Raw genomic sequence first — 22767 nt, 5'->3', positions numbered from 1 at the left:
GAAAGGCAATCACGGTTATGACACCGCGAACTACTACCAAGTTTTGGGAGTGACGCTAGTCGAACGGGATTCTTTTGCTTGAAAAAAAGAGAAAACGCGGCTAGTCCGCGTTTTTTTTCGTCCGTATTTTTTAAATTCAAACCGGCCTGCGCGCCGACATTGGAGATCACCATGATTTCAGTTCGCCTTCCAGATGGTTCCGCCCGCGAATTTGACGGTCCAGTCACCGTCGCTCAAGTGGCGTCCAGCATTGCCTCCAGCCTGGGCAAGGCCGCGCTGGCCGGCAAGGTTGACGGTAAAGTCGTCGATACCTCCTACCTGATCGACAAGAACGTCGATCTGGCCATCGTCACCGACAAGGACCCGGAAGGTCTCGACGTGATCCGTCACTCGACCGCCCACTTGCTGGCCTATGCCGTCAAAGAGCTGTTCCCGGATGCGCAAGTGACCATCGGCCCGGTCATCGAAAACGGCTTCTACTACGACTTCTCGTACAAGCGCCCGTTCACTCCGGACGACCTGATCGCCATCGAGAAGAAAATGGCCGAGCTGGCCAAGAAGGATGAGCCGGTCACCCGCAAGGTGCTGCCGCGCGACGAGGCCGTGGCGTACTTCAAGTCGATCGGCGAAGCCTACAAGGCCGAGATCATCGCGTCGATTCCCGCCGACCAGGACGTGTCGCTGTACAGCGAGGGTAATTTCACCGACCTGTGCCGCGGCCCGCACGTGCCGTCGACCGGCAAGCTGAAAGTCTTCAAGCTGATGAAGCTGGCCGGCGCCTACTGGCGCGGCGACAGCAAGAACGAGATGCTGCAGCGTGTCTACGGCACCGCCTGGGCGAAGAAGGAAGACCAGGAGCAATACCTGCACATGCTGGAAGAGGCGGAAAAGCGCGATCACCGCAAGCTGGGCAAGCAGCTGGACTTCTTCCACTTCCAGGACGAGGCGCCGGGCCTGGTGTTCTGGCATCCGAAAGGTTGGACCATCTGGCAGCAGGTGGAGCAGTACATGCGCAACAAGTACCAGGTCAACGGCTATCAGGAAGTGAAGGCGCCGCAGATTCTGGACGCCAGCCTGTGGGGTAAAACCGGTCACTGGGACAACTACCGCGAAAACATGTTCGTTACCGAGTCGGAAAACCGCTCGTATGCGCTGAAGCCGATGAACTGCCCGGGTCACGTGCAGATCTTCAACAGCAATATGCGTTCGTACCGCGACCTGCCGCTGCGCTACGGCGAGTTTGGCCAGTGTCATCGCAACGAGCCGTCGGGCGCGCTGCACGGCATCATGCGCGTGCGCGGCTTCACCCAGGATGACGGCCACATCTTCTGCACCCATGAGCAGATCGAGCCGGAAGTGGTGTCCTTCCACACGCAGGCGATGGAAGTCTATAAAGATTTCCACTTCCATAATATCGATGTCAAGCTGGCGCTGCGCCCTGATAACCGCATCGGTAGCGATGCGATCTGGGATGAGGCGGAAGAGGCGCTGCGTTCGGGTCTGCGCGCCTGTGGCGTGACCTGGACCGAGCTGCCGGGCGAGGGCGCGTTCTACGGTCCGAAGATCGAGTACCACCTGAAGGATTCGCTGGGCCGCCCATGGCAGGTCGGCACCATGCAGGTCGACTTCTTCATGCCGGAGCGCCTGGGCGCCGAGTACGTGGCGGCCGATAACAGCCGTCAGGTGCCGGTGATGCTGCACCGTGCGATCGTCGGCTCGATGGAGCGTTTCATCGGCATCCTGATCGAAAACTATGCTGGCGCGCTGCCGGCATGGCTGGCGCCGGTGCAGGTGTCTGTCCTGAACATCTCGGACGCGCAGGCCGAATATGTGCAACAAGTGGCTGAAAAGCTGCGCCGCAGCGGGTTCCGCGTACAGACCGATTTGCGCAACGAGAAAATAAACTATAAAATACGTGAACATTCCGTCCAAAAACTGCCGTACATCCTCGTGGTGGGCGACAAGGAACGGGATGCCAACACCGTCGCCGTGCGGGCGCGGGGCAATGTCGATCTGGGCGTCATGTCCGTCGATGCCCTGATAGAGCGACTTCAGCAAGACGTCGCCACGAAAGCCTAAAACGCACTGGCATATCATCAGATTTTAAAAGGAATCACCATAGCTACTGACAAGTCGTCGCATCGCATCAATGGCGAAATCACTGCCCCTGAAATGCGTTTATCCGGGGTCGATAACGAGCCGCTCGGTATCGTGAGTTTGGCCGAAGCCTTCCGCCTGGCGGAAGAGGCAAACGTCGACCTGGTCGAGATCGCGCCCAACGCGGTTCCACCGGTTTGCCGTTTGATGGACTACGGTAAGTTCAAGTATTCGGAGCAGAAAAAGGCTCACGAAGCGAAATTGAAGCAGAAAGTCATCTCCGTGAAGGAAGTCAAATTCCGTCCGGGTACCGATGATGGCGACTACAATATCAAGCTGCGTAACCTGATCAAGTTCCTGGAAGAGGGCGATAAAACCAAGATCACCCTGCGCTTCCGTGGTCGCGAGATGGCGCACCAGGATATTGGCTTCCGTATGCTGGAACGTCTGAAGGCCGATCTGGAGCCGCATGGTCAGGTCGAACAATTCCCGAAAATGGAAGGCCGCCAGATGATCATGGTGCTGGCGCCGAAGAAAAAGAAGTAATCCCGCGTTAAACAGCAGATAAAAAGGGCACGGATAGTGCCCTTTTTCATTTTATGGGCTATAATTGTCGGCTGTAGTAAATGTAGTGGACTCGCATCCGCTGCACAAACAAGTGAGAGCAGGCATCTAAGAGCGACGTAGTGTTGCCACCTGTAATCCTGTTTAATAGGAGCTGTCCGAGAGGGCAGAATATCTATGCCAAAAATGAAAACCAAGAGCTCGGCGAAAAAACGTTTTCGCGTGCGTCCAGGTGGTACCGTTAAATCGGGTATGGCTTTCAAACGCCACATCCTGACCAAGAAGACGACGAAGAACAAGCGTCAACTGCGCGGCACCCGTAACATCGATGCGACCGACGTCCAGCGCGTCTACGCAATGATGCCATCCGCTTAATCTCACACTCAATTAAGGAGCTAATATGCCTCGAGTAAAACGTGGGGTTACTGCGCGTGCCCGTCATAAAAAAGTACTGAATCTTGCCAAAGGCTACCGCGGTCGTCGTAGCAAGGTATACCGTATCGCCAAGCAAGCAGTCATGCGCGCTGGCCAGTACGCATACCGCGACCGTCGTAACAAGAAGCGCGTCTTCCGCCGCCTGTGGATCGCCCGTATCAACGCCGCTTCCCGTGAGCACGGCGTTACCTACAGCGTATTCATGAACGGTCTGAAGAAAGCTGCAATCGAACTGGACCGTAAAGTCCTGGCCGATATGGCAGTGATGGACAAGCCAGCGTTCGCTGCGATTGTCAACGTCGTTAAAGCTAAAATCGCCGCTTAATTTCAAGCGCTGATTTACGCAAGAGAACGGGGCAAGGGTCATACCTGTGCCCCGTTTTTGATTCAAGGATAAGAAAAACGCATGGACTCCCTGGAACAACTCGTCGCCTCAGCAGTGCAGGATTTCGACGCCGCCAAAGATGACGCCGCCGCACTGGAAAACGCCAAAGCCAAATACCTCGGCAAGACCGGCCAGATTACCGAATTGATGAAGGGCCTGGGCAAGCTCGACCCGGACGCCAAGAAGGCGCAGGGCGCGCTGATCAACGCCGCCAAGCAGCAGATCGAAGCCGCGCTGACCGCGCGCCGTGATGCGCTGGCCGAAGCCCAGCTGCAAGCCCGCCTGAACGCGGAAGCGATCGATGTCACCTTGCCAGGCCGCGGCCGCGCCGGCGGTGGCATCCACCCGGTGATGCGTACCTGGGAACGTGTGGAGGAAATCTTCCGCTCCATCGGTTTCGACGTGGCCGACGGCCCGGAAATCGAAAACGACTGGACCAACTTTACCGCGCTCAACAGTCCGGAAAACCATCCCGCCCGCTCGATGCAGGACACCTTCTACATCGAGGGCAACGACACGCAAGGCAAGCCGCTGCTGCTGCGCACCCATACCTCGCCGATGCAGGTGCGCTACGCGCGCAGCCATACGCCGCCGATCAAGGTGATCGCGCCGGGCCGCACCTACCGCGTCGACAGCGACGCCACCCACTCGCCGATGTTCCACCAGGTGGAAGGTCTGTGGATCGCCGAGAACATCAGTTTCGCCGACCTGAAGGGCGTGTACCTCAACTTCGTCAAGGCCTTCTTCGAGACTGACGACCTGCAGGTGCGCTTCCGTCCGTCGTACTTCCCGTTCACCGAACCGTCGGCCGAGATCGACATCGCGTTTGGCAGCGGTCCGCTGAAGGGCCGCTGGCTGGAAGTGTCCGGCTCGGGCCAGGTGCACCCGTCGGTGGTGCGCAACTTCGGGCTGGACCCGGAGAAGTACATCGGTTTCGCGTTCGGCTCCGGCCTGGAGCGCCTGACCATGCTGCGCTACGGGATCAACGATTTGCGCCTGTTCTACGAAGGCGACCTGCGTTTCCTGAAGCAGTTCAACTAATACGGCACCGATAACAAGAAAGTCGAACGAATATGCAATTCTCTGAAAATTGGCTGCGTACCATGGTCGATCCGACGATGACTTCGGACGAACTGGCCCATCTGCTGACGATGTCCGGCCTGGAAGTGGAAGAAGTGGAACCGGTCGCGCCACCGTTCTCCAACGTGGTCGTCGGCCACGTGCGCGACATGGCCAAGCACCCCAACGCCGACCGCCTGAACGTCTGCCAGGTAGACGTCGGCACCGGCACGCTGCTGACCATCGTTTGCGGCGCGCCGAACGTGCGCCCCGGCCTGAAGGTCGTCTGCGCGATGGCCGGCGCCGTGCTGCCGCCGGGCGCCGACGGCAAACCGTTCCACATCAAGGTGGGCCAGCTGCGCGGCGTCGAGTCGCAAGGCATGCTGTGCTCGGCCAAGGAACTGAAATTGTCGGAAGAGGGCAGCGGCCTGCTGGAACTGCCGGACGACGCGCCGATCGGCAAAAACTTCCGCGACTATTACGCGCTGAACGATCTCAAGTTCACCATCAAGCTGACCCCGAACAAGGCGGACTGCCTGTCGGTGCTGGGCGTGGCGCGCGAAGTGTCGGCGCTGACCGGCGTGCCGCTGCACGCGCCGGCCTTCCGCCCCGTCGCCGTCAACCTGGATGAAAAACTGCCGGTGAAAATTTCGGCGCCGGACCTGTGCGGCCGGTTCTCGGGCCGCGTGATCCGTGGCCTGAACGCCAAGGCCGCCACGCCGGACTGGATGAAGCAGCGCCTGGAGCGCAGCGGCCAGCGGTCGGTGTCGGCGCTGGTGGACATCTCCAACTACGTCATGCTGGAACTGGGTCGCCCGAGCCACGTGTTTGACCTGGATAAAATCCACGGCGGCCTCGACGTGCGCTGGGGCCGGCAAGGCGAATCGCTGAAGCTGTTGAACGGTAACACCGTGGCGGTGGACGAATGGGTGGGCGTGATCGCCGACGACCACGAAATCGAATCGCTGGCCGGCATCATGGGCGGCGATGCCACCGCCGTCTCGCTGGACACCGAAAACATCTACCTGGAAGCCGCGTTCTGGTGGCCGAGCGCCATCCAGGGCCGCGCCCGCAAGTACAACTTCTCGACCGACGCGGCGCACCGCTTCGAGCGCGGTGTCGACTACGCCACCACTGTCGAGCACATCGAGCGCATCACCGCGCTGCTGCTTGAAATCTGTGGCACCGCGACCACCAAGGTCGGCCCGGTCGATGATCAGACCGTCAATGTGCCGCGGCGTCAGCCCGTGACCATGCGCACCGCCCGGGCCCGGAAGGTCATCGGCGTGGCGCTGGACGACCAGCTCATCGCCGACATCTTCACCCGTCTGGCGCTGCCGTTCACGCTGGCCGATGGCGTGTTCTCGGTGACTTCGCCGTCGTACCGCTTCGACATCGAAATCGAGGAAGACCTGATCGAGGAAGTGGCGCGCGTCTACGGCTTCGAGAACATCCCGACTGTGGCGCCGGTGGCCGCCAACACCATGATCATCGCGCCGGAAGACACCCGCTCGCTGTTCGCGGTGCGTCACCAGCTGGCCGACCTGGGTTACCAGGAAGTGGTCAACATGAGCTTCGTGGAAGCCGCGTGGGAGCAGGACTTCGCCGGCAACGACCAGCCGATCAAGCTGCAGAACCCGATCGCCAGCCAGCTGAGCGTGATGCGCTCGACGCTGGTCGGCAGCCTGGTGGCCAACGTCCGCTACAACCTGAACCGCAAGGTCAGCCGCGTGCGCGCGTTCGAAATCGGCGCCATCTACCAGCGCGACGCCAGCGTGGCCGATGGTCCGCTGACCGTGGCCGGTTACCACCAGCCAAAACGTGTGGCCGGCATCGCCTACGGTCCGGTGGCCGACGAGCAGTGGGGACTGGACACCCGCGCCGTCGACTTCTTCGACGTCAAGGCCGATCTGGAGCACCTGTTCGCGCCGCTGCAACTGCGCTTCGTCAAGGCGGAACACCCGGCGCTGCACCCGGGCCGCTCGGCGCACGTGCTGCTGGACGGCAAGGTGATCGGCTTCCTCGGCGAGCTGCACCCACGCTGGCTGCAGAAATACGAGCTGCCGAACGCACCGATTGTGTTCGAACTTGACGCTCTTGCATTGCAGCAACGGCCTGTACCAAAGTATGATGAGATCTCCAAGTTCCCGGGCGCTACCCGTGACCTGGCGGTGGTCGTCAAACAAGTGGTGCCGGCGCAAGATTTGCTGGACGCATTCCATGCCGCCGCACAAGCTATTCCACAAGGCAAGATTGTGCAAGCTATTGTTTTGTTTGATGAATATCGTGGTAAAGGGCTGGAGGCGGACGAGAAATCGCTTGCTTTCCGCTTTAGCTTGCAAGATACTCAAAACACGCTGCAGGACGACGTTGTGGAGGCTGTCATGGCCGCCGCCAGCGAGGCCGCCAAGCAAAAGCACGGTGCACGTCTGCGTTAATTAGCACGCTCATCACTGCCGCGAAGGCGGGAGTCCGCGCTAAGATGGCGGTTATAGGAGTCCGGCCTGTGCCGGACTTGTTCATTTTTGATAAAGGCAGGGCTGGAAAATTAATAATAACGACGTTGATTCCGCCGTACTCCAATCCGCATTGGCTGCCGATTTGCACCGGGCCATGCAGGTTGCCAAGGTGCGCCAGGATGCGGAAAAAGATTTGCCCACGCTGACCAAGGCGGAGCTGGCCGAACTGTTGTTTGAGCAGGTCGGACTGAACAAGCGCGAGGCCAAGGACATGGTGGAGACCTTCTTTGACGAGATCCGCAACGCGCTGGAGCGCGGCGAAGCCGTCAAACTGTCCGGTTTCGGCAACTTCCAGCTGCGCGACAAGCCGCAGCGTCCCGGTCGCAATCCGAAAACCGGCGAGGAAATCCCGATCACGGCGCGCCGCGTCGTGACCTTCCACGCCAGCCAGAAGCTCAAAGGCATGGTGGAAGAGAGCAATCCGATGGCGCGCGCCGCCTGACCGGGAGCTGAGTCGTAATGAACGAGCGTCTCGTCAAGCCCGAGCGGACGGTGTTGCCACCGATCCCGGCCAAGCGTTACTTCACCATCGGCGAAGTTAGCGAGCTGTGCGGCGTGAAGCCGCATGTGCTGCGTTACTGGGAGCAGGAATTCACCCAGCTCAAGCCGGTCAAGCGCCGCGGCAACCGCCGCTATTACCAGCACCATGAGGTGCTGCTGATCCGCCGCATTCGTGAACTGCTGTACGAGCAGGGTTTCACCATCAGCGGCGCGCGCAATAAACTGGACAGTCGCGGCTATGACAGCGCCGCCGCGGAGTATGATGATGCCTCAGCGGTCAACGGCGCATCACCCGCAGCCGTTATTCCCCCGCTGGACCGTGATTTCATCCGCAACGAATTGCTGGCCATCCGCGACTTGCTGACTATCGGCTGAGTATTGGTTGACCATCGGCTCACCATCGGCAGAACCGCTGCGCGCACTGCTGGCGCGCAGCGCGGCTGGCGTTTGATTGCTGCTATACTTTTAATATTATTCGATTATCAGCGCTGAAAGCTGATGCACGGTGGCGGACAGTCCGGGTCTATACCGGACACAACGAGAGGAAACAATGATACGCGTTGCCATTTGTGACGACCATCAAATTGTAAGAGCAGGCTTCAAACAGATTTTTTCGTCCTCGGATGACTTCGAGGTGGTGGCGGAAGCCGGTACCGGCCGTGAGGCGCTGGATATCGCCCGCCGCGAAATTTGCGATGTGCTGTTGCTCGATATCGCCATGCCGGATCAGAGTGGTATCGATACCCTGCGCACCATCCGCCAGGGACAGCCCGATTTGCCGGTGCTGATCCTGTCCGGCTATCCGGCGCAGCAGTACGCGCTCAACCTGTTCAAGATGGGCGCCAACGGCTATCTGAACAAGGAATGCGAGGCCGACGAACTGATCACCGCTGTACGCACGGTGTTTCAGGGGCGTCGCTATGTCAGTTCGCAAGTGGGCGAGCTGCTGGCGCAGAGCTTTGACCGCGACCCCAACAAGGCGCCGCATACCGAGCTGTCGGACCGCGAGTTCCAGGTGTTTCTGCGTCTGGCGCGCGGCGCCACCGTGTCGGACATCGGTGTGGCTTTGTCGTTGAGCATTAAAACGGTGTCCACCTACCGCACCCGCATCATGGAAAAAATGGGCATGCAGTCCAATTCGGACCTGACCTACTACGCCATGAAGAATAATCTTCTCGAATAGCAATATGTGCGCACCGTAGGTGTGCGCACAGTCACATTCGTTTTTCTTCCGGTCTATAATTGGTAGATTGGGCTTTTTACGGCCCAAGCCCCATTTTTGAAGGAAACGGATGTATTTCACCGCAGAAACAGCGCCCAACCACCGCATGCCGCTGTACAAGACCGTCTTGTGCGTGACCTGCGCGTTGCTGCTGATCGTCAACGGTTTTAGCCTGTTCCATAATTTGCAGGCGTTGCGCGGTGCCCAGGTCCTGCTTGGCCAGACCGCGCGTGTGGCCGACCGTCTGCAATATCTGAACGTGCTGGTGCTGGATGCCGAAAGCAGCATGCGCAGCTATTTCCTGTCCGACCGCGATGCCTACCTTGGCCCGACCCGCACCGTACTGAATGACAGCGAAACCGAGTTTCGCGAGTTGGAAAAACTGCTGGCTGATAATCCGTCGCAACTGAGGAATCTGGCCCAGTTGCATACGCTGGTGCGCCGCCGCTTGAGCATCATGAATCAGGCGATCGACGTCTATCGCGACGGCGGCTTGCAGGAAATCGTCAAGATCGCCAAGCTCAGCGACGACCGCGCCAGCATGGACGAAATCCGTCTGCTGGTCGTCATCATGGAGCAGGAGCAGAACGAGACGCTCAACACGCGCAGTGCCATGTTCTATCAGGAATACCAGAAAGCCGTGTGGCTAGGCGTGAGCATCAATGCGCTGGCCATCATGGTGCTGATCATGTTCTACCAGCTGGTGCGGCGCAGCTTTGCCCACCGCGCGGCGGTCGAGTACGCGCTGCAAAGCACCAACGAAAACCTGGAAACCACGGTCCAGCAACGTACCGAGCAACTGTCGGTGTTGTCGCGCCGGCTGATCAGCATCAGCGAGGAGGAGAAGGTGCGGCTGTCGCGCGAGCTGCACGACGAGCTGGGCGCCAACCTGACTTCGATCAGCATGGACATCGCCGCCGTCACCCAGCAGCTGCGCAACACCCATCCGGAACTGGCCGAGCAACTCAAGCGCGCCCGTGGCACGCTGGTGGAAACGGTGGAAATGAAACGCCGCATCGTCGAGAATTTGCGGCCGAGCTTGCTGGACAACCTCGGCCTGTGCGCGGCGATCGACAGCTACTGCCAGGAGTTCAGCCGGCTGTCACAGGTGCGCTGCGACTGCAATGTGGCGGCCGAGATGGAGGGGCTGAGCCGGCATTCGGGGGACTTGTCGATTGCCTTGTTCCGCATCGTGCAGGAATCGCTGACCAATATCCGCAAGTACGCCAAGGCCACGCTCGTGACGGTCACGCTGACCCGCACGCAGGAAGGATTGATGCTGCGGATTATCGATGACGGCATCGGCATCGCGCCGGACACCATCATCAAGCCGATGTCGCATGGTCTGCTCGGCATGCGCGAGCGCGCGCTGCAATTGGGTGGCGCCATGAACATCCGCCGCGGCCGTGGCGACACCGGCACCTGCATCGAAGTGGCGATTCCGCTGCGTGGCAGCGAGGGCATGGCGCCGCCGCCGGAATCGCCGGGTCAGGAGCGCAGGGGAACGACGCCGTTTGCTTCGGCGGCGCCGTCCACCATCACCGTCCTGCCGCCATCCATCAGCGAAGTGATCAGCAACGCGCTACATCCAGGCGCAGACGGTCAAATTCCGTCTTCGCCACCTTATAGCACTCACCCGCATACGCCTCCAAGCCTGAGCGATCAAGTACAGTGATGTTGCCGCGGCGGTAGGTGATCAGGCCCTCGTCCTGCAGCTTGCCGGCGGCGGCGGTGATGCTTTCGCGGCGCACGCCCAGCATGATGGCGATCATTTCCTGGGTCACTTTCAGCGAGTTCGATGGCGAGCGGTCGAGGCGGTCCAGCAGCCAGCGGCACAGTTTCTGTTCGATCGAGCTGTGACGGCCACCGACGGCGTTCTGCGCCATCTGCGCGAACAGCGCGGTGTTGTAGCGCATCAGCAGCGCCGGCAGGGCGCCGCCTTTGGCGAACGCGGCGCGCAGATGCTCGGCCTTCATGCGGTAGCCATAGCCGGCCGCCTGCACCACCGCGCTGCACATGGCGCGCTCACCTTCAAACAAGGACACGCCGACCACACCTTCATGGCCGACCACGGCGATCTCGGTGGTCGCGCCGTCTTCCATGACGTACAGCAGCGAAACGATGGCGGTGGTGGGGAAGTGCACGTATTCCATGGCCGCGCCGAATTCAAACACCTGCTTGCCGAACGGCAGTTGTACCAGTTCCAGATGCTCAAACAGCGATTCGAGAACCTCGCGCGGCAGCGCGCCCAGCAGCTCATTTTGCTGCGCGCCGCTGTAGGTGACCGCAGGCCGTGACGCAATAGTCTTGTAGGTATTCTTGGTGATTGCGGTGACTTGGGTGTTGTTCATGGTGTTCCTCAAAAGCTAGTTACGTGTTGGTGTAACTGTATGAGGAATGTTAATTGGCGAACATAAGAGGAGGGGACGCGCAAATGTAGGTGTGGAACAGGCACAGATGTAGTCCTGCTCCTACAGGGTCACTGTCTTTCCTACTGAGGCAGGTGCATAATGGCACACATCCCGCTAACAGGGCGCACGAATATGCAATTACTGGTGGTCGAAGACGACGCAGTGTTGGCAGACGGCCTCAGCCGCGCGCTGGGCGGCCACGGCATGCAGGTCATGGTGCTGGATAACGGCGCGCAAGCCGACCTGCTGCTGCAAGGGCCGGTGTCCGTCGAGGTGGTGGTGCTGGACATCGGCCTGCCCGGTCTGGACGGCTTTGAGGTGATGTGCCGGCTGCGCGCGCGCGGCGCCACCGTACCGGTGCTGCTGCTGACCGCGCGCGACGCCATCGAGGACCGCGTGCGCGGCCTGGAGCAGGGCGCCGATGATTATCTGGTCAAACCGTTCGCCACCGCCGAGCTGGTTGCGCGGGTCAAGGCGCTGGCGCGCCGCCATGGCGCCAAGCCCGCCGCGCTGTCGCTGCGCGATCTGACGCTGGACTCTGCCACCAAACGCGCCTGTGTCGGCGGCCGGCTGGTCGAGCTGTCGGTGCGCGAGTGGGCGGTGCTGGAATACCTGTTGCAGCATGCGTCGCGCGTGGTCTCCAAGCAGCAGATCATCGACGCCATCCTGCCCTGGGGTGACGACCTGAGCCTCAACGCGGTGGAGGTCTACATCTCGCGCCTGCGGCTGAAGATCGCCGATGCCGACGTCGCCATTCGCACCATTCGCGGCTTCGGCTACAGGCTGGAGCCGGTCGCGTGAGCAGCATCCGATTGCGTCTGCTGAAGTGGCTGATCCCGCCCATCCTGCTGATGAACCTGGGCGCCGGCGCCCTGGCCTACGTGCTGGCGCCGCCGGCCTTGCGCGAAGCGGTGCTGCGCACGCTGGTGCTGCTGGAGATTGTGCTGGCGCTGGCGTGCGTGGCGCTGATCTGGTTTTCGGTCAGCAGCGGGCTGCGGCCACTGAGCCGCCTGCGCGCCGAACTGAACCAGCGCGAAGGCGACGACCTCGCCCCCATCGCGGCGGACGACGTGCCTTACGAGCTGGAACCGGTGGTCTCGGCCTTCAACGGTCTGCTAGCCAAGGTCGGCGAGGGCGCGCAGGCGCGGCAGGACTTTCTGGCGAACGTTGCGCACCAGCTGCGCACGCCGCTGGCCGGCCTGAAAACGCAGCTGGAGTGGCTGGGCGCGCGCCATGCCGCGCCGGACACCGCGCAGTCTATCGGGCTGATGCTGTCCACCACCGAACGCATGATACGGCAGACCAACCAACTGCTATCGCTGGCGCGTGCCGAGCCGCATCACTTCGAAAAAAACCGGCTGGAGCCGCTGGCGCTGGACGCGCTGGTGGCCGGGGCGGTGCAATCCTTCGTCGACCAGGCCACGCTGAAACAGATCGACATCGGCTTCGACCTCCAGCCGGCCACCATCACCGGCGACCGCTTCCTGCTGCGCGACCTCATCGACAATCTGATCGACAACGCCATCCGCTACACGCCGCCAGGCGGCGCGGTAACGGTGAGCGTCAGCCCCGGTCTGCTGACGGTGGAAGACAACGGTCCCGGCATCCCACCGGCGAAGCGCGCGCACGTCTTCAACCGCTATGTCCGCCTGAACGACAAGACCCATGGCAGCGGCCTCGGGCTGGCTATCGTGCGCGACATCGCGCTGGTGCACGACGCCAAGCTGAGCATTTCCGAACCGTCCGGTGGCCAGGGCGCGTTGTTCACGGTGAAATTTCGCTGAATCTGTGCGTTTGTCAGCGATTTGTCAGGCTTCCCTCAGGGTATTGCAAGAAGGCAAGCGTACACTGTTCCTCAGGAGATGACTCAGCGGGGAGCATGGCCATGCGGCGCATCCAGCGGGGCTTTACACTGATCGAAGTGCTGGTCACGGTGGCCATTGTCGGCATTCTGCTGGCGGTGGCGGTGCCCGCGTATGGCGATTACGTCACACGCGGCCGGCTGAACGAGGCCTTCACCGGCCTCGGCGGGGCGCAACCGGCGGCCGAACAGTTCTGGGCCAACAACCGCAGCTACGCCGGCTTCGACGCCTCGGCCGGCTTTCCGCAAGCCTCGCCCAACTTCACCTATGCGTTGAGCAACGCCACCAGTGCCACCTACACCATCACCGCCACCGGCCGCGCCAAGGCGGCCGGCTTCGCCTACACCATCAACGAAAGCGGCACCCGCGCCACCACCGCCAGCCCGAGCGGCTGGGGTACCAGCACCCGCTGCTGGGTAGACCACAAGGGTGGCGCATGTACCGAGTAGGCCGCCACGCCGGATTCACGCTGGTCGAGCTGATGGTGACCATTGCCGTGTTCGGCATCATGCTGGCGATCGGCATCCCCAATGCCGGCGGCTGGCTGCTGGCCAATCGGGCGCGCGGCGTCGGCGAGTTTTACGCGGAAGGCTTCGGCATGGCGCGGCGCGAGGCGATCGCCCACAACACCGCCAGCCGCATCTCGCTGACGCCGAACACCGACAGTGGCCAGTTGGATTGGCAGGTCGATTTGTGCTACCCCGGCGCCGACACGCAATGCTTGCCGGGCCAGGAAGGCTGGTCCACCACCGACGCGCCGGCGGCCAATGATCCGCTGGGCGCCGGCGGCTACCGCTCGGTGTTCCGCTCGGCCGGCAGTCTGCCATCGGCCGAGCAGTTGCGGCCGAGCGCGCGGCCGGATGGCGCGTCGCAGGTGTATTACACGGCGCTAGGCTGGGTCAACACCGCCTTTGCCGAGCGGCTGGCGCAGTTGCGGCTGACACCTGCCGGCAAATACGCCAACGACACGCCGGCGCTGGCGCTGAGCATCACGCTGGCGGGCATGGTCACCAAGTGCGATCCGACCGTGTCCGGCCCCGATAGCCGGGCCTGCCCGCCATGAAAGCCATGCGTCGCCCGCGCCGTCACAGCGGCATCGCCTTGCTGGAGGCGATGCTGGCCATTGTCCTGCTCGGCATTGGCCTGCTGGGCACGGTGGGCCTGCAGGCGCGCGCCTATTCTGCGCTGTCGGACGCCGGCATGCGCGCCGAGGCCACGCTGGCGGCGGAAAAACTGATCGGCGTGATGACCGCCGACGTCGCCAACATCGGCCAGTACCATCTGGCCGAAAACGCCGCGCCCAACGCGCGCCTGACGCCATGGGTCACGGAAACCATGGAGGCCATCCCCGGCGCCGTGCTGTCGGTGGCGGTGGCGGACCAGCCAGCGGCCAATCGCTATCAGGTCGGGGTTGCGATTCGCTGGCAGCGCAAGGCGCGCAGCGAGGCCAACCGGCATCGCGTCATCGCCTACATCGCGCGTTGACCATGGAGACCTTGCTTAAACGCCGCGCGCCCGGCTTCTCGCTGGTGGAGTTGATGATCAGCGTGGTGATCGGCCTGCTGGCGTTGTTGTTCGCCACGCGGCTGGTGGTCAGCGGCGAGACCAACAAGGATGCGGCGGTCGGCGGCGGCGATTCGATGCAAAACGGCATGTTGGCGATGTTCCAGCTCAGTGGCGACGCCGCCATCGCCGGCTGGGGCCTGAATGACCGCGCCGTGGCCGGCTGCGGCGCGAACTTCAGCGACCAGCGCGGCTACCAGTTGCTGACGGCCCAGCGCGATGGCGTCAGCATTACGCCGCTGGCGGCGGTGGTGATTCAATCCAACGGCGCCAACCCGGACGTGATTTCGTTCAACAGCGGCAGTTCGAACGCTGGCGTCGCCTCCACGCTGATGAAGGCCAACTACACCGGCGAAAGCTATGTGGTGGCCGCCGAGAGCATGCCCTACGGCTACAGCGCCGGCGATGTGCTGGTGGTCGCGCCGCAGACGCCGGACCGGCCTTGCACGGTGATGCAGATCGCCGGCTTCAATCCCGCCAGTGGCCGCGGCGCGGAAATGCTGTTGCAGGGAGGCAGCCAGTACCGCTACAACGTTGCCGCCGGCATGACGCAGAACTACGCGATGAATGTCACGTATCTGTACAACCTGGGCCGGCCGGACCAGCTGCATTTCCATACCTGGTTGGTCAACAACGGCGTGCTGCTGCTGCGCGCCGCCGACCTGGCAGGAGCCGAGGCGGCGGGCGTGTCGGTGACCGACAACATCGTCTCGATCAAGGCGCAGTACGGGTTTGATACGCGGGTGCTGGCCGGCTACGACCCGAATCCGGCCTACAACGGCAAGCAGCTGCTGCCGACCGCCAACGGCGGCATGCAGATCGGCGCCTGGAGCGGCGCCATGATCGATGCCGACGGCGATGGCGTCACTGGCGGCCTCGGTGACTACCAGCGCATCGCCGCCGTGCGCATCGCCGTGGTGGCGCGCAGCAAGACCGTCGAGCGGCCGCGTCCCGGCGGCGCATGCACGGCCACCGCCGTCATGCCGACCGTGTTCGGCACCAGCGTGCCGAGCGGCGTGCAGGCGGTGCCAGTGCAGGTCAACGTCGCGGTTGCCGGCGACACGCTGAGTTGGAAGTGCTATCGCTACCGTGTGTTCGAAACCATCGTCCCCATCGTCAACGCACAGTACCGGCCATGAGCACCTACACTTTCCAGCGCGGCATCGCCTTGCCCATCATGCTGATCATGCTGGCGGTGATGATGGTCAGCAGCATTTATCTGCTGAGGGCCAGCACCTCGACCACGCTCACCACCAGCAACCTGGCCTACGACGCCGCTTTGACCAAAGCGGCCGACGCCGGTCTGCACGCCGGCTTCACCTACCTGCGCAACCTGGCCACCAAAGCCGACCTGCTGGCGGACCAGCCGGCGGCCGGCTACGTGGCCACGTTGTCGCCGGCATGGACCGCCAGCACGCCCAACTTCTGGCTGGGTTCGCTCACGCTGCCCGCCGATGGCGACGGCAACCGGGTCGAGTACGTCATTCATCGCATGTGCAATTTCGCTGGCCCGTTCGACGCGAATAACAACAAATGCCAGACCACCTCGCCGCGCCCCGGCGCCACCGGGCCGCGCGCGCTGGGCGAAACCTTGCGCGTCGATGCGCCCAATCTGGCCAGCGCGCCGCAGCTGCATTACGTGGTGACGGCGCGCGTGTTCGGGCCGCGCGGCGGCGGTGTGGTGACGCAGGCCGTCATCATGAAAGGGCCATAGGAGATCATCATGAAGAAGCCCATAACCACGCTGGTCTTGCTGACAGTTCTGCCGGCGATGGCGGCGACCACGCAGATCGCCCAAGTGCCGCTGCTCAACATCACCGGCACCGGCACCGTCAAGCCCAACCTGATGCTGTTGTTCGATAACTCCGGCTCGATGGACCAGACCTACACGCCGGACTACGTCAACGACAACCTGTGCCGCAGCAGCCAGACGCTGGCGCAGGGCGTGATGGCCTGCAACGTCGGCCATCCGCCGTTCATGAGTCCGGACTTCAACAAGCAGTACTACAATCCGGCGATTCGCTACATGGTGCCGATCAAGGCCGACGGCACGTATTACCCGGAACAGAACGCCGCCAACACCAGCAACTGGACCGTGGTCAGCAACGACGGCTTTGGTGCGCGCAGGGCCGACCTGTTTGCTAGCACCGGCAGCAACAACATCAATCTGGTGAGCGGCTTTCCGGACCTGAAATGGTGCCAGCCGTCCAATTCTTCCGCGTGCGTCTTCAACAGCGCCAGCTACACCTATCCGGATCTTGCGTACCGCACGCCGGTGGACATCACCACCGGACCGTATTACTACACCATCGGCGTCGGCCAGTATTGCACCGATGAGACCATGCGCAGCTGTAAATCGACCACCATTGGCGGCGCCGCGCCGGCCGGCTATCCGGTGCCGGTCAAGGTGCGCTGGTGCAGCGACCGCAGCTTGACCCAATGCCAGGGCAAGCGGGTGGGGGCGTACATCTATCCGGCGTATTCGCAGCCGGCCGGCGCCATGGTTTCTTACGGTACGATAGGCATCGGCGCGTCGAGTGCCGCCACTTCGCTCAGCATCAGCAATGTGCAGGTGACGGACACCGGCAACAATGTGGTCACCGTCAGCAACGGTGCGGTGACGGCCAGCACCGGCACCAACAGCGCCATCAAGCAGCAAATCATGGTCAGCGCGCTGGCCGCCAACATCATCGCCACGTCAAGCGCCAGCTTCAACGGCAACCCGGCCTCGGCAAGGCTGTACTACGCCTGCGTGCGCACGCCGACCGGACAGGCCAGCGTGCCGGCCTGCAGCGCCTTCGGCATCAACCTCAGCGCCGACAACGTCGTGGCGGTGGTGCCGATGCTGAGTTGCGCCGGCAGCTTCTCGGTGCTCAACTGCACCCCCTACACCGACGGCACGCGGGGCGGGTGGGCGTTGTCGGCCACGTCCAGCATGGTGCGTATAGCGCCCGCATCGTTGACGTTCAGCGGCGCCACCGGCGGCGCGGCGCGCATCAGCCTCAGCTTCAACGGCAGTGTCTTGCTGTTTAATGCCAACCTGGGCAACAACCGCACGGCGGCGCAGGTGGCGGCCTCGGTGGTGAGCGGCATCGGCACCGGCAACAGTTCCGGCCGCGCGTACATCGGCGGCAGCGGCAACTGCCCGTCGCCGCTGGGCAACACCAGCGTGTGCCTGATAGACGGCACCAGCGCGTCCAGCGGCGGTTCGATTGCGCTGTCGGTCAGCAATGTCGGCAGCTTGAGCTGGGTGAATGCGGCGGCGGTGATCGATACCGTGCCGCTGACGTATGCCGCCATCACGCCCGGCCAGGCTGCGCCGAATCCGTTTTTGCGCGTCAATATTGTCAGTGGACAGACCTATCCCAAATCGGCGGAGCGCGTCGATTGCGCCGGCTTCGCCTGCACCTATGCCGAAGAAATGACCAACTTCGCCAACTGGTATGTGTACTACAAGAGCCGGCTGCAAATGATGAAGACGTCGGTCGGCATCGCCTTCTCGCCGATCACCGCCAACTACAAGGTCGGCTACGTCAAGCTGTCGGCGGCCGGGGGCGGCAACGCGGTCGATATGAAACCGGCGGAATTCACCGGCGCCGCGCGCGCCGGCTGGTACGCCACGCTGTACACCACCACCACCTCCGGCGCCACGCCGATCCGCACGGCGATGGACAATGTCGGCCGCATGTTCGCCAACCTCGCACCCTACAACTACGCCGCCGGACAGGAAGTGGTGCAGCACCCGTGCCAGCCCAACTTCCTGATATTGACCACCGACGGTTACTGGAATGGCAGCAGCACCAACAACGTGCTCAACAACGACAACGTCGCGAATCCGGCGCGCTTCTGCACGCTGGCATCCGGCTGCGTCGACCAGCGCGCGCAGAGCCAGCCATCAATTGCCGACGTTGCGCTGCACTGGTACAACGGCGGTTCCAGCACCGGTACGGTCTCGTTGAGACCGTCGCTGGAACCGGACATCAGCAAGCCCGGCTCGGTGCCGGCGGCGGCCGGCGAAAACACCCATCTGCACATGAATACCTACACGCTGGGGTTGGGCGTGGACGGCATCATGACCTACGAGCCGAACTACGACACCGCGCCCAAGCCCGGCGGCGACTTCTACAACCTGATCACGCAAGTGACCAGCGGCTGTCCTTGGAATGGCGGCGGCGCCTACGTCTGGCCCAATCCCGACGTGACCAACACCGCCAGCACCGTGCAGGAGCGGGTGGACGATCTGTGGCATGCCGCCATCAACGGCCACGGCAAATATTTCAGCGCGCAGGACCCGAAAGACGTGGTCAACGGCCTGCGCGAGGCCTTGTCCAATATGCAGGTGCGCACCGGCGCTGCGGCAGCAGCCGCCACGTCAACGCCCAACATCACGCTGACCGACAACGACATTTTCTCCGCCACCTTCACCACCGTGCGCTGGTACGGCGAGCTGACCGACCGCAAGATCGACACCACCACCGGCCAGGTCATCAACACGCCGCAGTGGAGCAGCAACACCACGGTGGGCAGCGCGCTGGCCACGCGCCGCATCAAAATGATGAAGCCGGACCAGGCGCCCGGCGCCGACCCGGTCGACTTCCTGTTCACCGACGCCCTGATGGACGCCACCACCCAAAGCTGGTTCGCCAACAAATGCGCGATGCTGTCGCAATGCACGCTGCTGTCGGCGGCCGACAAAGCCATTGTCAACAACGGCGTGAACCTGGTGAACTGGCTACGCGGCGTGCAAACCTATGCTGATGACAAGCTGTTCCGCGCCTACACGACCACGACCGACGCCAATGGCAACACCGTGCCGATTGTGCTCGGCGATATCGCCTCGTCCAAGCCGGCCTACGTGCGCGAGCCGCACAACAGCTACCCGGACCTGTCCTACGCACAGTACAAGGCCGACTACGCCAACCGGGCCGGCACGGTATTTGTCGGCGCCAACGACGGCATGCTGCACGCTTTCGACGCCCGGACCGGCGCCGAGCGCTGGGCCTATGTGCCGCGCATCGTCATGCGCAAGATGGCGGCGCTGGCCAGCGCCACCTATGCCACCAACCACCAGTTCAGCGCCGACGGCTCGCCCGAGGTGGCGGATGTGCAACTCAACGGCGCCTGGCGCACGGTGCTGGTGGCCGGCCTCAACGCGGGCGGGCGCGGCTACTACGCGCTGGACGTCACCGAGCCGGACCAACCCAAGGTGTTGTGGGAACTGTGCGCCGACCCGGTGGCCTGCCCGCAGCACAACGACGCCGATTTCGGCCTGAGCTTCGGTAATCCGCAGTTCGGCAAATGGCGCGGGCGCTGGGTGGTGTTCCTGACCTCGGGCTACAACAACGTGCCCGGCACCGATGGCGTGGCCGGTGGCAGCGGTGTCGGCACGCTGTTCGTGGTCGATGTCGGCAGCGGCGAGGTGCTGGCCAAGGCCACCACCTCGGGCGACACCGCCACGCCGTCAGGGCTGGCGCGCATCACCGCCATCAGCAACGACCCGCTGGCCGATCCCGGCGTCACCTACATCTACGGCGGCGACGTGCTGGGGCAGATGTGGCGCTTCGACCTGACCGGCACCACCGGCCCGATCGGCGTGCTGCGCATCGGCACGGTCGGCCCCAGCCAGCCGATCACCACCCGGCCGGACGTGACGCTGTGCGGCGTGCCGGTCACCAGTACCGACGCCAACGGCGTCACCAGCACGCGCGGCACGGCGGCGCGCATGGTGCTGTTCGGCAGCGGCCGCCTGCTGGACGTGCCGGACACCGCCAACACCGACGTCCAGAGCCTGTACGCGGTGAAGGACAGCGGCACGGCGCTCGGCGCCTTGCCGACCACCAAAATGGTGCAGCAAGTGCTCAGCGTGCGCGGCGCCACCAGCAACGCCGCGACTTACGCGGTCAGCGCCAACCAGGTCGACCTGACGCAAAAAGACGGCTGGTACTTCAACTGGAACCTGAATCCGGGTGAGCGGATGAACCTCGACCCGCAGATCGTCAGTGGCGTGGCCAACATCATCACCAACGTGCCGTCATCCTCGTCGGCGTGCTCGGTGGGCGGCACCAGCAACCTGTACCAGATCGACGTCTGCAACGGGCAGGGCGTGAATGGCGATCCGGCCGGGGCCACGCTGTCCAGCACCTCGGCGGCGGTCGGCTTTATCATCGTGCGGCTGCCGAGCGGGCAACTGAAACTGATCACCACGCTGGCCGACGGTAGCAACGTCACCAGCGCAGCCAAGGAGCTGGACACGGCGGCGGCGCACCGGGTTGGCTGGCGCCGCATCAAGGGGCAACAATAAAGCGGCAAGAGGCGGTATAATCGAGGGTTAGCAGAACCGCCTCAGATCGCAGAACACATGGTCAACGATACCGAAAACACAATCCCCGAGAATCACGACGACGCCGTCGCGGCCGCGAGCGCCAAGACGCCGGCCCTGATCGCGCGTGAAGTCCAGCGCCGCCGCACCTTCGGCATTATCTCCCACCCGGATGCGGGTAAAACCACGCTGACCGAAAAGCTGCTGCTGTTCTCGGGCGCGATCCAGATGGCCGGCACCGTCAAGGCCCGTAAGTCGGGCCGTCACGCCACCTCGGACTGGATGGAGATCGAGAAGCAGCGCGGCATCTCGGTGGCCTCGTCAGTGATGCAGTTTGAATTCCGCGACCACGTGGTCAACCTGCTCGACACACCCGGCCACCAGGACTTCTCGGAAGACACCTACCGTGTGCTGACCGCGGTCGATTCGGCGCTGATGGTGATCGACGCCGCCAAGGGGGTGGAAGCGCAGACCATCAAGCTGCTCGACGTCTGCCGCATGCGCAACACGCCGATCGTCACCTTCATGAACAAGCTGGACCGCGAAACCCGCGACCCGCTGGAACTGTTGGACGAGCTGGAATCGGTGCTGAAGATCCAATGCGCGCCGGTGACCTGGCCGATCGGCATGGGCAAGAACTTCCGCGGCGTGTACCACCTGCTGAACGACACCATCATGCTGTTCAAGGCCGGCGAAGAAAAGGCCGACGGCGCATTCGATTTGATCGAAGGCATCGACAATCCACGCCTGCAGGAAATGTTCCCGCTGGAGATGGACCAGCTGCGCATGGAAGTGGAACTGGTGAAGGGCGCCTCGCACCCGTTCGACCTGGAGCAATTCCTGGCGGGCATTCAGACGCCGGTGTTTTTCGGCTCGGCGATCAACAACTTCGGCGTGCGCGAGATTTTGTCGGCGCTGGTCGACTGGGCCCCGGCGCCGCGCGAGCGCGACGCCACCGTGCGCGCGGTCGATCCGAAGGAAGAACCATTCTCCGGCTTCGTGTTCAAGATCCAGGCCAATATGGACCCGGCGCACCGCGACCGCATCGCCTTCCTGCGCGTGTGCTCGGGTCGCTTCGAGCGCGGCATGAAAGTCAAGCACCTGCGCCTGGGGCGTGAAGTCAAGCTGTCGTCGGTGGTGACGTTCATGGCCTCGACCCGCGAGCAAGTGGAAGAAGCGTATGCCGGCGACATCATCGGCCTGCCGAACCACGGCAACATGCAAATCGGCGACTCGTTCACCGAAGGCGAACAACTGACGTTCACCGGCATCCCGTTCTTCGCGCCGGACTTCTTCCGCCAGGTACGGATTCGCAACCCGCTGAAAATCAAGCAGTTGCACAAAGGTTTGCAGCAGCTGGGCGAAGAGGGCGCGGTACAGGTCTTCAAGCCGGTGCAAGGTGGCGAGCTGGTACTGGGTGCGGTCGGCGTACTGCAGTTTGAAGTGGTGGCCAGCCGTCTGCTGAACGAATACGGCGTGGACGCCGTCTTCGAAAGCACCACCATCAGCAGCGCGCGCTGGGTATCGAGCGACGACAAAAAAGCGCTGTCGGATTTCGAAGACCAGCTGGGCCACAACGTCGCCTATGACGCCGCCGGCAATCTGGCCTATCTGGCAACATCCAGCGTCAACCTGCGTCTGACGCAAGAACGCTGGCCGAAGCTGCAATTCCACGCCACCCGCGAGCACTCCGCCAAGCTGTAAAAAACGGTGTCAGATACCGTCTTGAATGGCAAGCTTTTTCGATAAGTATTTGGGGTCGAAAGGCTTGCCAGTACGGATGACACCGTAAATCAGATGCGTCAGTTTGTGAACGACAGCACTGATCAC

General features: G+C 62.8%; 20 protein-coding genes. 19 read left to right on the top strand and 1 reads right to left on the bottom strand.

Annotated features, from left to right (window positions below; genetic code table 11):
• Positions 1-171 precede the first annotated feature (171 nt).
• The 10 genes from thrS (at position 172) to GTP44_RS18295 (ending at position 10457) form a co-directional block, all read left to right on the top strand.
• The gene (gene thrS / locus GTP44_RS18340; protein WP_161020561.1) at positions 172-2079 is read left to right on the top strand and encodes a threonine--tRNA ligase; all 1908 of its coding nucleotides are present in this window, start codon (positions 172-174) and stop codon (positions 2077-2079) included.
• A gap of 21 nt (positions 2080-2100) precedes the next feature.
• Positions 2101-2643: a translation initiation factor IF-3 gene (gene infC / locus GTP44_RS18335; RefSeq protein WP_371867264.1), complete on the top strand. Its 543-nt coding sequence runs from the start codon at positions 2101-2103 to the stop codon at positions 2641-2643.
• Between the two features lie 195 nt (positions 2644-2838).
• Positions 2839-3036, top strand: a complete 198-nt coding sequence (gene rpmI, locus GTP44_RS18330; protein WP_056156036.1) for a 50S ribosomal protein L35 — start codon at positions 2839-2841, stop codon at positions 3034-3036.
• A gap of 25 nt (positions 3037-3061) precedes the next feature.
• Positions 3062-3421 carry a 50S ribosomal protein L20 gene (gene rplT / locus GTP44_RS18325; protein WP_056156032.1) on the top strand — a complete coding sequence of 120 codons (360 nt, stop codon included), beginning with the start codon at positions 3062-3064 and terminating at the stop codon, positions 3419-3421.
• Between the two features lie 81 nt (positions 3422-3502).
• Positions 3503-4522 carry a phenylalanine--tRNA ligase subunit alpha gene (gene pheS, locus GTP44_RS18320; RefSeq protein WP_160990160.1) on the top strand — a complete coding sequence of 340 codons (1020 nt, stop codon included), beginning with the start codon at positions 3503-3505 and terminating at the stop codon, positions 4520-4522.
• Between the two features lie 32 nt (positions 4523-4554).
• Entirely contained in the window at positions 4555-6978 is a 2424-nt protein-coding gene (pheT, locus tag GTP44_RS18315) for a phenylalanine--tRNA ligase subunit beta (RefSeq protein WP_161020560.1), read from the top strand.
• Positions 6979-7153: 175 nt separating this feature from the next.
• Entirely contained in the window at positions 7154-7501 is a 348-nt protein-coding gene (locus tag GTP44_RS18310) for an integration host factor subunit alpha (protein ID WP_019919772.1), read from the top strand.
• Between the two features lie 17 nt (positions 7502-7518).
• Positions 7519-7935, top strand: a complete 417-nt coding sequence (locus GTP44_RS18305; RefSeq protein WP_161020559.1) for a MerR family transcriptional regulator — start codon at positions 7519-7521, stop codon at positions 7933-7935.
• A 175-nt stretch (positions 7936-8110) separates the two neighbouring features.
• Entirely contained in the window at positions 8111-8743 is a 633-nt protein-coding gene (locus GTP44_RS18300; protein ID WP_160990163.1) for a response regulator, read from the top strand.
• 109 nt (positions 8744-8852) lie between these two features.
• Positions 8853-10457 carry a CHASE3 domain-containing protein gene (locus tag GTP44_RS18295; protein ID WP_161020558.1) on the top strand — a complete coding sequence of 535 codons (1605 nt, stop codon included), beginning with the start codon at positions 8853-8855 and terminating at the stop codon, positions 10455-10457.
• Here GTP44_RS18295 and GTP44_RS18290 read toward each other — a convergent pair.
• Positions 10354-11133 (bottom strand): Crp/Fnr family transcriptional regulator, encoded by a 780-nt coding sequence (locus GTP44_RS18290; RefSeq protein WP_160990165.1) that lies wholly within the window; start codon positions 11131-11133, stop codon positions 10354-10356. The two genes, GTP44_RS18295 and GTP44_RS18290, sit on opposite strands and share 104 nt — an antisense overlap.
• 192 nt (positions 11134-11325) lie before the next feature.
• On the opposite strand from GTP44_RS18290, the gene GTP44_RS18285 reads away from it, so the two are divergent.
• The 9 genes from GTP44_RS18285 to GTP44_RS18245 all read left to right on the top strand — a co-directional run bounded on the left by GTP44_RS18285 (position 11326) and on the right by GTP44_RS18245 (position 22641).
• A complete protein-coding gene (locus GTP44_RS18285) occupies positions 11326-11994 on the top strand; it encodes a response regulator (protein WP_161020557.1) in 669 nt (222 codons plus the stop codon).
• Positions 11991-12977, top strand: a complete 987-nt coding sequence (locus GTP44_RS18280; RefSeq protein WP_161020556.1) for a sensor histidine kinase — start codon at positions 11991-11993, stop codon at positions 12975-12977. Before GTP44_RS18285 ends, GTP44_RS18280 begins: the two co-directional genes overlap by 4 nt.
• A 101-nt stretch (positions 12978-13078) precedes the next feature.
• Positions 13079-13504, top strand: a complete 426-nt coding sequence (locus tag GTP44_RS18275) for a type IV pilin protein (RefSeq protein WP_160990168.1) — start codon at positions 13079-13081, stop codon at positions 13502-13504.
• Positions 13492-14118, top strand: a complete 627-nt coding sequence (locus tag GTP44_RS18270; RefSeq protein WP_161020555.1) for a pilus assembly FimT family protein — start codon at positions 13492-13494, stop codon at positions 14116-14118. Before GTP44_RS18275 ends, GTP44_RS18270 begins: the two co-directional genes overlap by 13 nt.
• Positions 14115-14540 (top strand): type IV pilus modification PilV family protein, encoded by a 426-nt coding sequence (locus GTP44_RS18265; protein ID WP_161020554.1) that lies wholly within the window; start codon positions 14115-14117, stop codon positions 14538-14540. Before GTP44_RS18270 ends, GTP44_RS18265 begins: the two co-directional genes overlap by 4 nt.
• 2 nt (positions 14541-14542) lie before the next feature.
• Positions 14543-15757, top strand: a complete 1215-nt coding sequence (locus GTP44_RS18260; protein ID WP_161020553.1) for a PilW family protein — start codon at positions 14543-14545, stop codon at positions 15755-15757.
• The gene (locus tag GTP44_RS18255) at positions 15754-16332 is read left to right on the top strand and encodes a pilus assembly PilX family protein (RefSeq protein ID WP_161020552.1); all 579 of its coding nucleotides are present in this window, start codon (positions 15754-15756) and stop codon (positions 16330-16332) included. Before GTP44_RS18260 ends, GTP44_RS18255 begins: the two co-directional genes overlap by 4 nt.
• A gap of 9 nt (positions 16333-16341) precedes the next feature.
• Positions 16342-20919: a pilus assembly protein gene (locus tag GTP44_RS18250; RefSeq protein WP_161020551.1), complete on the top strand. Its 4578-nt coding sequence runs from the start codon at positions 16342-16344 to the stop codon at positions 20917-20919.
• A 57-nt stretch (positions 20920-20976) separates the two neighbouring features.
• The gene (locus GTP44_RS18245) at positions 20977-22641 is read left to right on the top strand and encodes a peptide chain release factor 3 (protein ID WP_161020550.1); all 1665 of its coding nucleotides are present in this window, start codon (positions 20977-20979) and stop codon (positions 22639-22641) included.
• Positions 22642-22767 lie beyond the last annotated feature (126 nt).

Origin of the sequence: Duganella lactea (assembly GCF_009857505.1) — a bacterium.
GTDB classification, from domain to species: Bacteria; Pseudomonadota; Gammaproteobacteria; order Burkholderiales; family Burkholderiaceae_D; genus Rugamonas; species Rugamonas lactea.
This window is presented reverse-complemented; position numbering and strand designations above follow the sequence as displayed.